The 14,742-nt window shown below is 67.4% G+C and carries 16 protein-coding genes; 9 read left to right on the top strand and 7 right to left on the bottom strand.

Annotated features, from left to right (window positions below):
* The first annotated feature begins 2 nt into the window (after window positions 1-2).
* The 7 genes from MKD38_RS06750 to MKD38_RS06720 all read left to right on the top strand — a co-directional run bounded on the left by MKD38_RS06750 (window position 3) and on the right by MKD38_RS06720 (window position 5,726).
* Window positions 3-926: an ion transporter gene (locus MKD38_RS06750; RefSeq protein ID WP_252675362.1), complete on the top strand. Its 924-nt coding sequence runs from the start codon at window positions 3-5 to the stop codon at window positions 924-926.
* Window positions 927-966: 40 nt separating this feature from the next.
* Window positions 967-2,070: a glycolate oxidase subunit GlcE gene (glcE, locus tag MKD38_RS06745; RefSeq protein ID WP_252675361.1), complete on the top strand. Its 1,104-nt coding sequence runs from the start codon at window positions 967-969 to the stop codon at window positions 2,068-2,070.
* Between the two features lie 39 nt (window positions 2,071-2,109).
* Window positions 2,110-3,363, top strand: a complete 1,254-nt coding sequence (gene glcF / locus MKD38_RS06740) for a glycolate oxidase subunit GlcF (protein WP_252675360.1) — start codon at window positions 2,110-2,112, stop codon at window positions 3,361-3,363.
* Window positions 3,364-3,434: 71 nt separating this feature from the next.
* Window positions 3,435-3,821 carry a CidA/LrgA family protein gene (locus MKD38_RS06735; protein WP_012353800.1) on the top strand — a complete coding sequence of 129 codons (387 nt, stop codon included), beginning with the start codon at window positions 3,435-3,437 and terminating at the stop codon, window positions 3,819-3,821.
* Window positions 3,818-4,543 (top strand): LrgB family protein, encoded by a 726-nt coding sequence (locus MKD38_RS06730; protein ID WP_252675359.1) that lies wholly within the window; start codon window positions 3,818-3,820, stop codon window positions 4,541-4,543. The genes MKD38_RS06735 and MKD38_RS06730 overlap by 4 nt, the downstream gene beginning before the upstream one ends.
* Window positions 4,544-4,642: 99 nt before the next feature.
* Window positions 4,643-5,014, top strand: coding sequence for a VOC family protein (locus MKD38_RS06725; RefSeq protein ID WP_252675358.1), 372 nt, complete (start codon window positions 4,643-4,645; stop codon window positions 5,012-5,014).
* Between the two features lie 22 nt (window positions 5,015-5,036).
* Complete coding sequence (locus tag MKD38_RS06720; protein ID WP_111519208.1) at window positions 5,037-5,726, top strand: helix-turn-helix transcriptional regulator; 690 nt, start codon at window positions 5,037-5,039, stop codon at window positions 5,724-5,726.
* Window positions 5,727-5,729: 3 nt separating this feature from the next.
* On the opposite strand, the gene MKD38_RS06715 is transcribed toward MKD38_RS06720, so the two are convergent.
* The 3 genes from MKD38_RS06715 to MKD38_RS06705 form a co-directional block, all read right to left on the bottom strand.
* Window positions 5,730-6,224 carry a glutathione peroxidase gene (locus MKD38_RS06715; protein ID WP_116379168.1) on the bottom strand — a complete coding sequence of 165 codons (495 nt, stop codon included), beginning with the start codon at window positions 6,222-6,224 and terminating at the stop codon, window positions 5,730-5,732.
* 64 nt (window positions 6,225-6,288) lie between these two features.
* Entirely contained in the window at window positions 6,289-7,428 is a 1,140-nt protein-coding gene (locus MKD38_RS06710) for a PilT/PilU family type 4a pilus ATPase (protein WP_092306471.1), read from the bottom strand.
* 36 nt (window positions 7,429-7,464) lie between these two features.
* Window positions 7,465-8,508: a type IV pilus twitching motility protein PilT gene (locus tag MKD38_RS06705; RefSeq protein WP_252675357.1), complete on the bottom strand. Its 1,044-nt coding sequence runs from the start codon at window positions 8,506-8,508 to the stop codon at window positions 7,465-7,467.
* Between the two features lie 66 nt (window positions 8,509-8,574).
* On the opposite strand from MKD38_RS06705, the gene MKD38_RS06700 reads away from it, so the two are divergent.
* Window positions 8,575-9,264: a YggS family pyridoxal phosphate-dependent enzyme gene (locus MKD38_RS06700; protein ID WP_252675356.1), complete on the top strand. Its 690-nt coding sequence runs from the start codon at window positions 8,575-8,577 to the stop codon at window positions 9,262-9,264.
* 43 nt (window positions 9,265-9,307) lie between these two features.
* Window positions 9,308-10,144 carry a pyrroline-5-carboxylate reductase gene (proC, locus tag MKD38_RS06695; protein ID WP_252675355.1) on the top strand — a complete coding sequence of 279 codons (837 nt, stop codon included), beginning with the start codon at window positions 9,308-9,310 and terminating at the stop codon, window positions 10,142-10,144.
* An 89-nt stretch (window positions 10,145-10,233) separates the two neighbouring features.
* On the opposite strand, the gene ubiA is transcribed toward proC, so the two are convergent.
* The 4 genes from ubiA to MKD38_RS06675 form a co-directional block, all read right to left on the bottom strand.
* On the bottom strand, window positions 10,234-11,091 hold the full coding sequence (gene ubiA, locus MKD38_RS06690) for a 4-hydroxybenzoate octaprenyltransferase (RefSeq protein WP_252675354.1): 858 nt from the start codon (window positions 11,089-11,091) through the stop codon (window positions 10,234-10,236).
* A 141-nt stretch (window positions 11,092-11,232) separates the two neighbouring features.
* Window positions 11,233-11,718 (bottom strand): Dps family protein, encoded by a 486-nt coding sequence (locus tag MKD38_RS06685; protein ID WP_092306463.1) that lies wholly within the window; start codon window positions 11,716-11,718, stop codon window positions 11,233-11,235.
* Between the two features lie 156 nt (window positions 11,719-11,874).
* Window positions 11,875-13,317 carry a catalase gene (locus MKD38_RS06680; RefSeq protein WP_252675353.1) on the bottom strand — a complete coding sequence of 481 codons (1,443 nt, stop codon included), beginning with the start codon at window positions 13,315-13,317 and terminating at the stop codon, window positions 11,875-11,877.
* A 406-nt stretch (window positions 13,318-13,723) separates the two neighbouring features.
* Window positions 13,724-14,674: a LysR substrate-binding domain-containing protein gene (locus MKD38_RS06675; protein WP_252675352.1), complete on the bottom strand. Its 951-nt coding sequence runs from the start codon at window positions 14,672-14,674 to the stop codon at window positions 13,724-13,726.
* Window positions 14,675-14,742: the final 68 nt, after the last annotated feature.

Genomic DNA, 14,742 nt, shown 5'->3' with positions numbered 1-14,742 from the left:
CCATGCGAGAAAATCCCCGCCGGCGCCAGCACCAGGAAGCCGTGGTGCGCCAGCGCCTGGGCCAGCCCGAGGCCGGCTGGCGCCAGCGCTGGTACACCATCATCTTCGAGGCCGATACGCGCGAAGGGCGCATCTTCGATGTCGCGCTGCTGATCGCCATCGTCGCCAGCGTGATGATCGTGATGCTCGACAGCCTGCCCGCGTTGAACCAGCGCCTCGGCGGGGCATTCACGGCGCTGGAATGGATGTTCACGCTGCTGTTTACGGCCGAGTACGCCATGCGCCTGCTGGTGGTGCGACGGCCGTGGCGCTATGCGCTGAGCTTCTACGGCATCATCGACTTCATCTCGATCATGCCGACCTGGCTGGCGTTCTTCGTGCCGGAACTGCATTTCCTGATCGACGTGCGCCTGCTGCGGCTGTTGCGCGTGTTCCGGATCCTGAAGCTGACGGTGTACTTCGAGGAAGCCGAGATCCTGTACCGCGCGCTGGTCAACAGCCGCCGCAAGATCTTCGTGTTCCTGGCCGCGGTGTTCATCATCACCGTGATCCTCGGCACCGTGATGTACGTGGTCGAGGGCCCGGAGCACGGCTTCCACAGTATCCCGGTCAGCATGTACTGGGCGGTGGTGACGCTGACCACCACCGGCTTCGGCGACATGGTGCCGAAGACACCGCTGGGGCAGTTCATCACCTCGCTGACGATCCTGCTGGGCTACGGCATCATCGCCTTTCCCACCGGCATCGTCGGCGCCGAGCTGGCCGCCAGCATCATGAAGCGGCCGCTGACCACGCGCACCTGCACCCATTGCCTGACCGAGGGGCACGAGCCCGACGCGCAGTATTGCAAGCACTGCGGCAGCCAGCTGCCGGCCTATCAGAACGACCGGCCTGAAGTCCCGGGCGGCCGCGACGGCGCGACCTGACCCAGAGCGGCGCCAGAAACTCCTCCCTACTCGCACGACTATGCAAGCCACCCTCGACGCCTTCCGCGACGCCGTCAGGCAAGCCACCGAAACCCGCACCGCGCTGCGGCTGCGCGGCGGCGGCAGCAAGGACTTCTACGGCCAGCCGCCGCAAGGCCAGCTGCTGGACACGCGCGCCTACACCGGCATCGTCGACTACGACCCGGCCGAACTCGTGATCACCGCGCGCTGCGGCACGCCGCTGGCCGAGATCGAAGCCGCGCTGGCGGAGAAGCGCCAGATCCTGGCATTCGAGCCGCCCCACTTCGCGCTGCCAGGCCAGTCCAGCGTGGCGACGCTGGGCGGTGCCGTCGCCGCCGGGCTGTCGGGCCCGCGCCGGCAGGCGGTGGGCGCGCTGCGCGACTTCGTGCTGGGCGCGCAACTGATGGACGGCCGCGGCGAGGTGATGGACTTCGGCGGCCAGGTGATGAAGAACGTCGCGGGTTATGACGTGTCGCGGCTGCTGGCGGGCTCGCTCGGCACGCTGGGGCTGATCCTGCAGGTCTCGGTCAAGGTGCTGCCGGCGCCGTTCGACGAGGCCACGCTGCGCTTCGAGATGGCGCAGGCCGAAGCCATCCGGCAACTGAACCAGTGGGGCGGGCAGCCGCTGCCGCTGGCGTCTTCGGTGTGGCATGCGGGCGTGCTGCACGTGCGCCTGTCCGGCGCCGGCGCCGCGGTGCGCGCGGCCTGCGCCAGGCTCGGCGGCGAGCGCCTGGACCCGGCGTCGGCTACCGCGCTGTGGCAAGCGCTGCGCGAGCAGACCCACCCGTTCTTCGCCCCGGCGCATGCCGGCCGCGCGCTGTGGCGGCTGGCGGTGCCCACCGTGGCTGCGCCGCTGGCGCTGCCGGGCGAGCAGCTGGTCGAATGGGGCGGCGGCCAGCGCTGGTGGCTGCCCGAAGAGGGCTCGGCCAAGGCCGACGCCGAAAGCGTGCGCGCGGTGGCCCAGGCCGCCGGCGGCCATGCCACGCTGTTTCGCCATGGCGACAAGTCGATGGGCGTGTTCACGCCGCTGGCGTCGCCGCTGGCCGCGATCCATCGGCGCCTGAAAGAATCCTTCGACCCCGCCGGCATCTTCAATCCGCAGCGCATGTACCCCGGGCTCTGAGCCCGCGAAACAAGACATCCAGGCACTACACCCCACATCATGCAAACGACCCTGGCCGATTTTCTCCGCGACACGCCCGAAGGCGAGGAAGCCAAATCCATCGTCGGCAAATGCGTGCATTGCGGCTTTTGCACCGCCACCTGCCCCACCTACCAGCTGCTCGGCGATGAACTGGACGGGCCGCGCGGGCGCATCTACCTGATGAAGCAGGTGCTCGAAGGCCATGCCATCACCGAAAGCACGCGCCTGCACCTGGACCGCTGCCTGACCTGCCGCAACTGCGAATCGACCTGCCCCTCCGGCGTGCGCTACGGCCGCCTGGTCGACATCGGCCGCCAGCTGGTCGACGACAAGCTCGAGGCCGAAGGTGTGCGGCGTCCCGCCAGCCAGCGCATCGCGCGCTGGGCGCTGCGCGAGGGGCTGACGCGGCCGGCATTGTTCGGCACGGCGCTGCGCCTGGGCCAGATGGTGCGCCCGCTGCTGCCGGGCACGCTGCGCGCTAAGGTGCCGCCGCTGTCGGCCAGCGCCGCGCCCGGCGCGTGGCCGCGCAACACCCATGCGCGCAAGATGCTGTTGCTCGACGGTTGCGTGCAGCCGGCAATGTCGCCCAACATCAATGCCGCCACCGCGCGCGTGTTCGACCGTGTCGGCGTACAACTGGTAGTGGCGCGCGAAGCCGGCTGCTGCGGCGCAATCCGCTTCCACACTGGCGACCACGACGGCGGCCTCGACAATATGCGCCGCAATATCGACGCCTGGTGGCCGCATGTCGAAGCCGGCGCCGAAGCCATCGTGATGACGGCGTCGGGCTGCGGCGCGATGGTCAAGGACTACGGCCACCTGCTGCGCAACGATCCCGCCTATGCCGAGCGCGCGCGCCGCATCTCGGCGCTGACGCGCGACCTGTCCGAGATCCTGCCGGACTTTGCCGACGACCTGCATGCCGCCGCCGGCGCGGTGCCGCGCGACGGGCGGCGCGTGGCCTACCACCCGCCGTGCACGCTGCAGCACGGCCAGCAGATCCGCGGCAAAGTCGAAGCGCTCTTGACCGGCCTCGGCGTGGAAGTCAAACTCTGCGCTGACAGCCACCTGTGCTGCGGCTCGGCGGGCACTTACTCGGTGCTGCAGCCGGAACTGTCCCAGCGCCTGCGCGACGACAAGCTCGCCAAACTGCAGGCGACGCAGCCCGAAGCCATCGTCTCGGCCAATATCGGCTGCATCTCGCACCTGCAGGGCGGCACCGATACCCCGGTCATGCACTGGATCGAACTGGTCGACCGGATGCTGGGATAACCCCCCGGCCGTGGTTGTCTCCCTTCTCCCGCTTGCGGGAGAGGGGGCAATGCACAACCACGTCCGCCCCCATGCTACAGACCTTTGCCATCCTGTTGGTTTTCCAGTCCGTCGGCGAGGTGATCAGCTACGCGCTGACCCTGCCCGTGCCCGGCCCCGTGCTCGGCATGATCCTGCTGTTCGGCTGGCTCGTCTTCGACGACCGGCTGCTGCCCGTGATCCAGGGCACCACCACCGAGCTGCTCAAGCACCTGTCGCTGCTGTTCGTGCCGGCCGGCGTCGGCATCATGGTCCACGCCAACCGCATCGAGGGCGAGTGGATGCCGATCCTGGTCGCACTGGTGGTGTCCACCTGGCTGGCCATCGCCACCACCGCGGTGGTCACGCGCATGCTGATGCGCAAGCGTTCCGGCACGCCCGACGCGCCGCCCGCCGACGCCAGGGGGGAACAGGCATGATGACGCCGCGCCTGAACGAGATCTGGGTCTACCTTGCCACCAGCCCGCTGGTGGGCCTGACCGCGACCCTGCTGGCCTATGTGTTCGCCTTCCGCATCTATGAGAAATCGCGCTTCTCGCCGCTGGCCAACCCGGTGATGATCGCGGTGGCGCTGCTGGTCACGGTGCTGACCGTCACCGGCACGCCCTACAAGACCTACTTCGACGGCGCGCAGTTCGTGCATTTCCTGCTGGGCCCGGCGACGGTGGCGCTGGCGGTGCCGCTGTACCTGCAGCTGCCCAAGCTGCGCACCCATGTGTTCCCGCTGCTGGCGGGACTGGTGGCGGGTTCGGTGGTGGCGGTGGTGGCGGCGGTCGGCATTGCCTGGCTGCTCGGCGCCTCGCCCGAGACGGTGCGCTCGCTCGCGCCCAAGTCGGTGACGATCCCGATCGCCATGGGCGTGGCCGAGAAGATCGGCGGGCTGCCGTCGCTGACGGCGGTGCTGGTGATGGGCACCGGTATCATCGGCGCGGTCAGCGCGACCATGCTGCTGAACCTGCTGCGCATCCGCGACTACAGCGTGCGCGGCTTTGCCACCGGCGTGGCGGCGCACGGCATCGGCACCGCGCGCGCGTTCCAGGTCAACCAGGAAGCCGGCGCCTTCGCCGCGCTCGGCATGGGCCTGAACGGCGTGCTGACCGCGATCCTGGTGCCGGTGATGGCGGCGTGGATGCCGCACTGATCTCCGGTCCCTGACACCCTCCTGACAGCACGCTGTCAGCAGCCCCCGCGCATGATGCGAGCTCCTCTCTCCCCTACCTATGGAACCCAGGAGCCCATCATGAGCCAACGTCTGATCAACTGGCTGGAAATCCCCGTCGTCGACATGCCCCGCGCCATCGGCTTCTACGAGCAGGTCTTCGAGGTCCGGCTGCGCCGCGAAACCATGAGCCAGGTCGACATGGCCGTGTTCCCGCACCCCGATCCCGGCGGCGCGCTGGTCGCCGGCGAAGGCTACCGGCCCAGCAACTACTACGGCACGGTGCCGTACCTGCACGCACCGGAACTCGATGCGCTGCTGGCGCGCGCCACGCGCGCCGGCGGCAAGACCGTGTTCGGGCCGCTGCGCCTGCCGGGCGAGATCGGCCGCATCGCGCATATCACCGACAGCGAGGGCAACCGCATCGGCCTGCACGAGCCGGTGGCCGGATGACCGCCATGGGCCACGCTGACCGATGAGCCGCCGCGCCGACCGCCTGTTCCAGATCGTGCAGGTGCTGCGCGGCCGCCGCCTGACCACGGCGGCGCTGCTGGCGCAGCGGCTCGGGGTCTCGGAACGCACCGTCTACCGTGATATCCAGGCGCTGTCGCTGTCAGGCGTGCCGGTCGAGGGCGAGGCCGGCATCGGCTACCGGCTGCGCGCCGACTTCGACGTTCCGCCGCTGATGTTCACCGCCATGGAAGTGGAAGCGCTGGTCGCCGGCCTGCGGCTGCTGAAGGCCTGGGGCGGCGGCGCGCTGGCTGCCGCGGCCGATCCCGCGCTGGAGAAGCTGATGGCCGCGCTGCCGCCGCCGCGCCGGCTGGCGGCGCAGCAGAGCCGCGTGTTCGCGCCCGAGTACGTCAACCAGGCGCATGTGCGCGAGGCCTTCGACGTGGTGCATGGCGCGCTGGGCGCGCACAAGCTGCTGCAGCTCGACTACTGCGACGTGCAGCAGCGCATCACCGAACGCGTGGTGATGCCGCTGGGCCTGTTCTTCTGGGGCAATGCCTGGCTGCTGGCGACGTGGTGCACCACGCGCGAGGACTACCGCAGCTTCCGGCTCGACCGCTGCCGCGCCATCCGCATGCTCGACGACCATTTCCACGAGACCCCGGAGCGCTCGCTCAACGGTTTCCTGCGCGCAGTGCGCGCCGGCGGCGGCTGAGGCTCAGGCCGCCGGGTCGGACAGCAGCCGCTCGATATCGGCGCGCAGCTCTTCCGGCTTGGTGGTCGGCGCATAGCGCTTGAACACGGTGCCGTCGCGGCGCAGCAGGAACTTGGTGAAATTCCACTTGATGCCCTGGGTACCGAGCACGCCACGCTTTTCGGTGGTCAGCCACTGGTACAGCGGATGGGCGTCGGGGCCGTTGACGTCGATCTTGGCGAACATCGGGAAGCGCACCGCGAAACGCGTCTCGCAGAACTGGCCGATCTGCTGCGCATCGCCCGGCTCCTGCTTGCCGAACTGGTTGCACGGAAAGCCCAGCACCTCCAGGCCGCGCCCGTGGTACTCGTCATAGAGCTTCTGCAGGCCCTCGTACTGCGGGGTAAAGCCGCATTCGCTGGCGGTATTGACCACCAGCATCACCTTGCCCTGGAACTGCGACAGCGGCACCGGCTGGCCGGCGAGCGAGTTGGCTTCAAACTGGTAGACATTGCTCATGGCAGACTCCTGTAGATAGCCAAGCATACCGCCACGCGCGGCAATGTGCAGCAATGCGCGGCCCTCAGATGACGTTGAGATGCTCGGTGCCGGCACCCAGGTCCGAGTCCTTGGCGTGGGTGCTGTGCAGCTTGATCATCAGGCGCAGGTCGTTGAGCGAGTCGGCGTTGCGCAGTGCGTCCTCGTAGGTGATCTTGCCCTGCTCGTACAGGTCGAACAGCGCCTGGTCGAACGAGATCATGCCCTGCTCGCGCGACTTCTTGATGACCTCCTTGAGCTCGTGGATCTCGCCCTTGAAGATCAGGTCGGCCACCAGCGGCGTGCCGATCATGATCTCCACCGCCGGCACCCGTCCCTTGCGGCCGGCGCGCGGCAGCAGGCGCTGCGAGATCATCGCCTTCAGGTTCAGCGACAGGTCGATCAGCAGCTGCTGGCGCTTTTCCTCGGGGAAGAAGTTGACCACGCGGTCGATCGCCTGGTTGGCGTTGTTGGCGTGCAGCGTGGCCAGGCACAGGTGGCCGGTCTCGGCGTACTGCATCGCGTACTCCATGGTCTCGCGATCGCGGATCTCGCCGATCAGGATCACGTCGGGCGCCTGGCGCAGCGTGTTCTTCAGCGCCACGTGCCACGACTCGGTATCGATGCCGACCTCGCGCTGCGTGACGATGCAGTTCTGGTGCGCGTGCACGTACTCGATCGGATCCTCGATGGTGATGATGTGGCCGTAGGAGTGCGCGTTGCGGTGGTCCAGCATCGCCGCCAGCGTGGTCGACTTGCCCGAGCCGGTCGCGCCGGTGACGATCACCAGCCCGCGCTTGGCCATCACCACGTCATGCAGTGTCTGCGGCAGGTCCAGGTCGGCCACGGACGGGATGCGCGTATTGATGGTGCGCACCACCATGCCCGCCTTGCCCTGCTGGATGAAGGCCGACACGCGGAAGCGCCCGGCCTTGGGCGCGCTGATCGCAAAGTTGCATTCGCGGCTGGTGTCGAAATCCTGCACCTGGCGCTCGTTCATCACCGAGCGCACCAGCCCCAGCGCCTGGGTCGGGTTCAGCGGCTGCTGCGACACCGGCGTGATCTTGCCGTCGACCTTGATCGCCGGCGGGAAGTCCGAAGTGATGAACAGGTCCGAGCCGCGGTTGCTGACCATCAGCTCCAACAGGTCGTTGATGTACTTGGCGGCGGATTCGCGGTCGAGCATGGCGGTGTCCTGCTGGAAGAAGGGCGAAGAAGGGCCTCAGCCCATGAACGCGTCCGGGTTCTTGGCAATCGCGCGCGCGTCGTTGTAGCTGATGACGCTGCGCTTGATCAGGTCCGACAGGCACTGGTCCAGCGTCTGCATGCCCAGCCCGCTGCTGGTCTGCATCATCGAGTACATCTGCGCGATCTTGTTCTCGCGGATCAGGTGGCGGATCGCGGGCGTGGCGATCATGATCTCGTGCGCGGCGGTGCGGCCGTTGCCGTCGCGGGTCTTCAGCAGCGTCTGCGAGATCACCGCCTCGAGCGATTCCGACAGCATGGTGCGCACCATGTCCTTCTCTTCGGGCGGGAACACGTCGACCACGCGGTCGATGGTCTTGGCCGCCGAGCTGGTGTGCAGCGTGCCGAAGACCAGGTGGCCGGTCTCCGCTGCGGTCAGCGCGAGGCGGATGGTCTCCAGGTCGCGTAGTTCGCCCACCAGGATCACGTCGGGATCTTCGCGCAGCGCCGAGCGCAGCGCGTTGGCAAATGAATGCGTATGCGGCCCCAGTTCGCGCTGGTTGATCAGGCTCTTCTTGGAGCTGTGCACGAATTCGATCGGGTCCTCCACCGTGAGGATGTGGCCCATGTCGTTTTCATTGCGATGGTCGACCATCGCCGCCAGCGTGGTGGACTTGCCCGAGCCGGTCGGACCGGTCACCAGCACCAGCCCGCGCGGCTTCATGCACAGATCGGCAAACACCGCGGGCGCGCGCAGCTCTTCCAGCGTCAGCACCTTGGACGGAATGGTACGGAACACCGCGGCAGCGCCGCGCTGGGTGCTATAGGCATTGACCCGGAAGCGCGACAGGCCGGCGATCTCGAACGAGAAATCGATTTCGAGGCGTTCCTCGTAGGCCTTGCGCTGGGTGTCGCTCATGATGTCGTACACCATGGCGTGGACATCCTTGTGCGTCATCGAGGCGACGTTGATGCGCCGCATGTCGCCGTGGATCCGCACCATCGGCGGCATGTCCGCGGACAGATGAAGATCGGACGCCTTGTTCTTGACGGCGAAAGCCAATAGCTGCGCGATGTCCATCTATAATGACCCCACCCTGATTTGTTATCGGTACTTGACGTACCTTATATATATGTTCGCCGGATTATGTCTGTGATTGCCGCCAACTTGCAAGCCGTGCGCCAGGGCATTGCGGCGGCAGCACAACAGGCCGGCAGGCAACCCGCGGACATCGCCCTGCTGGCCGTTTCCAAGACCGTTTCCCCCGACCGCATAAGGGCCGCATACGCCGCCGGACAGCGCGATTTCGGCGAGAACTATGTGCAGGAAGGCATCGACAAGATCGCCGCGCTGGCCGACCTGCGCGACCGCCTGCAATGGCATTTCATCGGCCCGTTGCAAAGCAACAAGACGCGGCCGGTGGCGGAACATTTCGACTGGGTCCACACCATCGACCGGCTCCGGATCGCCGAACGGCTGTCAGCCCAGCGCCCGGCCGGCATGCCGGCGCTGCAGGTCTGCATCCAGGTCAATATCAGCGGCGAAGCCAGCAAGAGAGGCGTCGCCCCGGCCGAGGTGCCCGCGCTGGCGCATGCGGTCGCCGCCCTGCCCCATCTGCGGCTGCGCGGGTTGATGGCGATCCCCGAACCCGGGCACGACCCCGCCGCGCAACGCCGACCGTTCGCCGCCATGCGCGCGATGTTGCAGGCGCTGTGTGCCGACGGCCTGGCGCTTGACACGCTGTCGATGGGCATGTCGGGCGACATGGATGCCGCCATCGCCGAGGGCGCGACCCTGGTGCGGATCGGCACCGCCATCTTCGGCGCGCGCGGCTGACGTCCGCGCCCCGCCCGGAATCATTCAGACCCCAGAGACCTTCATGCTCGACACCCTCACCTTCGGCTTTCTCGGCGGCGGCAACATGGCTTCCGCACTGATCGGCGGCCTGATCGCGCGCGGCGTGCCCGCCGGCGCGATCCGCGTGGTCGACCCGTTCCCGGAAGCGCAGCAGCGCCTGGCGCGCGACCTCGGCGTGCATGCGACCGGCGCGCCCGATGCTGCCTTCGGCGCCAGCGATGTGCTGGTGCTGGCGGTCAAGCCGCAGCAGTTCCGCGACGCCGCGGCGCAGCTGCTGCCGCACCTGCCGGCCGATGGCCCGGGCAACCTGGTGATCAGCGTGGCCGCCGGCATCCGGCTGCAGGACATGCAGCGCTGGCTCGGCGGGCGCAACCGCGTGGTGCGCGCGATGCCGAATACGCCGGCGCTGTCGGGCATGGGCATGACGGGACTGGCCGCACCGGCCGCGCTGTCGGCCGAAGACCGCGCGATTGCCAGCGCCGTGGCCGAGGCCGTCGGCAAGTGCGTGTGGGTCGATGGCGATGACCAGATCGACGCGGTCACCGCGATTTCCGGCAGCGGCCCGGCCTATGTGTTCTATTTCATCGAGGCGATGCAGCGCGCCGCCACCGAACTGGGGCTCAGCGCCGAACAGGGGCGCGAGCTCGCGGTGGAGACCTTCCGCGGCGCGGCCACGCTGGCCGGGCAGTCACCCGAACCGGTGGCGACGCTGCGCGAGCGCGTGACCTCGAAGGGGGGGACCACCTATGCGGCGCTGACCGCGATGGAGGCTTCCGGCATCGCCGACGCCTTCGTGCGCGCGATGCACGCGGCCGCGGCGCGCGGCAAGGAAATGGGGGCGGAGTTCGGCAAGGATTGAAGTACCGGAGCGCCCGCAGCAAGCTCCCCTCTCCCATAAATGGGAGAGGGGAGCAAACCCTCAGTCAGCGTAGCAATCACCGATAGCGATCACCGCACCGCATACGCCAGCGCCGTCCCCGCAAACACGCAGGCCCCCAGCCAGTTGTTGTGCCGGAACGCCGCGAAGCAGCGCATCCGGTCGCGCCCGCGGATCAGCGTGTAGTGGTAGCCGGCACAGCCGATGGCGGCAACCAGCCCTACCCAGTACGGCCATCCCAGTCCGAGCAGCGCGCCCGCCCACGCCATCAGCGCAAAGAACGCGGCGTAGCACAGCATGATCGCCGCCACGTCGAAGCGCCCGAAGGTGATGGCCGAGGTCTTCATGCCGATCAGCAGGTCGTCGTCGCGATCGACCATGGCATAGGCGGTGTCATACGCCACCGCCCAGAACACATTGGCCAGCAGCATCAGCCAGGCCACCGGCGGCACCTGGTCCTGGATCGCGGCGAAGGCCATCGGGATGCCGAAGCCGAACGCGATCCCCAGGTAGGCCTGCGGAATCGCGAAGAAGCGCTTGAAGAACGGGTACGTGCCCGCCACCACCGCCGCCACCAGCGCCAGCCACTTGGTCAGCGCATTCAGCGGCAGCACCAGCATGAAGGCCACCAGCGCCAGCACGGCGGCCACCGCCAGCGCTTCCCATGCGGCGATCTTGCCGGCGGTCAGCGGCCGCTCGCGGGTGCGCTTGACGTGCTTGTCGAAGTCGCGGTCGGCCCAGTCGTTGATGGCGCAGCCGGCCGAGCGCATCAGGAAGGTGCCGGCGACGAAGATCCAGAACAGGGCCCAGCGCGGCGGCCCGTCCGCCGCCATCCACATGGCCCACAGCGTCGGCCACAGCAGCAGCAGCGTGCCGATGGGCTTGTCGATGCGCACCAGGCGCGCGTAGAGGGCTAGGCGTTCAAGCATGGGGGTGGGCGGCAACGGCGAGAGGGTCTGCACGGCGTGGATCCGGGGCGGGCGATTCAATGAAAACGCGCCGCAGCCCGGACGGCGGCGACGCGCGGTGCCGGCCGCCGCGGGCGCGGCCGCCAGGAGAGCGGGCCGGCCTCAGGCCAGCATCGAGCGCAGCATCCACGCGGTTTTTTCGTGCGTCTGCATGCGCTGGGTCAGCAGGTCGGCCGAGGGCTCGTCGCCGGCCGCATCGATCACCGGGAAGATCGAGCGCGCGGTGCGCACCACGGCTTCCTGGCCTTCGACCAGCTTGCGGATCATGTCGGTGGCCTCGGGCACGCCCTCTTCCTCGGCGATCGACGACAGGCGCGCGTATTCCTTGTAGGTGCCCGGGGCCGGGTAGCCCAGCGCGCGGATGCGCTCGGCGATCGAGTCCACGGCCAGCGCCAGCTCGTTGTACTGGGTCTCGAACATCAGATGCAGCGTATTGAACATCGGACCCGTCACGTTCCAGTGGAAGTTGTGGGTCTTGAGGTAGAGGGTATAGGTGTCGGCCAGCAGCTTGGACAGACCTTCCGCGATCTTCTTGCGGTCCTTGTCGGAAATACCGATATTCACGCTCATCTCGTTCTTCTTTGCCATGGTAGATACGCTCCGTTCAGGTATAGCCACGAGGAGCGCCGCCGGGCTTGCCGATTCGTGGCGATTCGGGGCCGGGCGGCGCGGTACCCCGCATTATTGCACCGGGCCACGGTCCCGGCCAAACCCCGCGCCGGGTGGCCGTTGCCGGGCAGGCGCTTATTGCAGGTTGAGCGCCCGCTTCACGCCTTCGCCGTAGGCCGGGTCGGCCTTGCTGAAGTGTTCCAGCTGCACGCGCACGATGGCCTCCGGCACGCCCTGCATCGCCGCCGCGATATTGGCGAACAGGCGCTGGCGCTGGCCTTCGTCGAACAGGCGGAACAGCGCGCCGGGCTGGCTGTAGTAGTCGGTATCGACGCGGTGGTCCCAGCGGTCGGCGGCGCCGTCGAGCGCCAGCGGCGGCTCGATCGCGCGCTCGCTGGCGGCGTAGGCGCTGTCGCGGTTGGGCTCGTAATTGAGCTTGCCGCCCTGGTTGCCGTCCACGCGCATCGCCCCGTCACGGTGGAAGCTGTTGTGAAACGGGCATTTCGGCGCATTGACCGGGATCTGCGCGTGGTTGATGCCCAGCCGGTAGCGCTGCGTGTCGCCATACGAGAACAGCCGTCCCTGCAGCATCTTGTCGGGCGAGAAGCCGATGCCGGGCACGATATTGGCCGGGTTCATCGCCACTTGCTCGACCTCGGCAAAATAGTTGTCCGGGTTGCGGTTGAGCTCGACCACGCCCACGTCGATCAGCGGATAGTCCTTGTGCGGCCAGACCTTGGTCAGGTCGAACGGGTTGATGTGGTACCTGGCTGCCTCGGCTTCCGGCATGACCTGCACGCGCAGGTTCCAGCGCGGGAAGTTGCCGCGCTCGATATTGTCGAACAGGTCGCGCTGGGCGCTCTCGCGGTCGCTGGCCACCACCTTGGCCGCTTCCTCGTTGGTCCAGTTCTCCACGCCCTGCTGCGACTTGAAGTGGAACTTGACGTAGAAGCGCTCGTTATTGGCGTTGATGAACGAATACGTGTGCGAGCCGAAGCCGTGCATCTGCCGGTAGTTCTGCGGCAGGCCGCGGTCGCTCATCAGGATGGTGACCTGGTGCAGCGATTCCGGATGGCGCGACCAGAAGTCCCACACCGCGATCGGGTCGCGCAGGTTGGTGCGCGGGTTGCGCTTCTGCGTGTGGATGAAATCGGGGAACTTGAGCGGGTCGCGCACGAAGAACACCGGCGTGTTGTTGCCGACCAGGTCCCAGTTGCCTTCGTCGGTATAGAACTTGATCGAGAAGCCGCGCACGTCGCGCTCGGCGTCGGCCGCGCCGCGCTCGCCGGCGACGGTGGAGAAGCGGATGAACAGCGGCGTTTCCTTGCCGATCTCGGCAAACACCGAGGCCTTGGTGTACTTCGTGATGTCGTGGGTGATGCGCAGCGTGCCGTAGGCGCCGGAGCCCTTGGCGTGGACGCGGCGCTCGGGGATGACTTCGCGGTCGAAGTGGGCCAGCTTTTCGAGGAACCAGACATCCTGCAGCAGCATCGGGCCGCGCGGGCCGGCGGTCTGCGAGTTCTGGTTATCGGCGACCGGTGCGCCGGCAGCAGTGGTGAGAGTGTCCTTCTTGCTCATCTTTTCCTCTTTGTGGGTGGGCTGAAAGGGAATGCCGCGTCAGTGGGCGGCGGCATAGCAGGCAAGGCAATCGAGCAGGCAGCGCCCCATGCGGAGGGAAAAACGGGGCTGGGTCGGTATGGTTTTCAGTGAACGGGCGCTGGTGCTCATCATCGGTTCCTGTCTTGCATCGATGCCATCCGCATCGACAGGAGCCAGTCTACAAATTATCTATCAGGTTGAGAATTTAATTATTTATACCTATGTATTAGGTCAAATCTATTTGGGGTTAGTGAAACTTATGCCAGCGGCAGGTGACCACCCCAAGACAGCACGGCGAAAGATCCGGTCAGGGGAGCAGAAATGACAACGGCCGCAGCGGAGACTCCGCTGCGGCCGTTGCATGGTCAGTCCTTCGACGCGACGCTCAGGCGGCTTCGGCCAGTTCCTTGGCGTCGAGCTTGCGCACGCCGGGCAGGTCGCACGCGGCCACGGCGTTGGCCAGCGCTTCCATCGCCGGCAGGCGGGTGAAGCTCTTGCGCCAGGCCAGCACCACGCGCCGGTCGGGCACGGGGTCGGAAAACGGCACGTACGACAGCATGTCGCCCTTGGCTTTCAGGTCGGGCACCGAGGTGCGCGGCAGCACGGTGATACCGACCCCGCTGGCCACCATATGGCGGATGGTCTCGAGCGACGAACCCTCGAAGGTCTTCTGGATGCCGTCGGCCGCCTGCGAAAAGCGCGACAGCTCCGGGCACACGCCCAGCACGTGGTCGCGGAAGCAGTGGCCGCTGCCCAGCAGCAGCATGGTCTGCTGCTTCAGTTCCTCAGGGTCGACCGCGTGCACCTGCGCCAGCTGGTGGCCGCGCGGCACCGCCACGACAAAGGGTTCGTCATAGAGCGGGCGCACCGTCAGGCCGGAATCGGGGAATGGCTCGGCCATCACCGCGCAGTCGATCTCGCCCTGCTTGAGCAGCTCGATCAGCTTGTGGGTGTAGTTCTCCTGCAGCATCAGCGGCATCTGCGGCACGGTGTCGATCATCTGCTTGACCAGCGACGGCAGCAGATACGGTCCGATGGTGTAGATCACGCCCACGCGCAGCGGCCCCGCCAGCGGGTCCTTGCCCTGCTTGGCGATCTCGCGGATGGCCATGGTCTGCTCCAGCACACGCTGGGCCTGCGCCACGATCTGCTCGCCGACCGACGTCACCGACACCTCGGAGGTGCCGCGCTCGAAGATCTGCACGTTGAGTTCGTCTTCCAGCTTCTTGATGGCGACCGACAGCGTCGGCTGCGACACGAAACAGGCTTCGGCGGCCCGGCCGAAATGGCGCTCGCGCGCCACGGCGACGATGTACTTGAGTTCGGTGAGCGTCATGACTTATCAAATCCGGGTAGGCGATAGATTTTACCTTCGATTGCCCGATCTGTCAGAGTGCCCGCTTC

This window comes from Cupriavidus sp. WGlv3, assembly GCF_023952475.1.
In the GTDB taxonomy this organism is placed as follows: Bacteria; Pseudomonadota; Gammaproteobacteria; order Burkholderiales; family Burkholderiaceae; genus Cupriavidus; species Cupriavidus phytorum.
The sequence above is the reverse complement of the archived record's forward strand: the minus strand, read 5'-3'. Positions and strand labels throughout refer to the sequence as shown.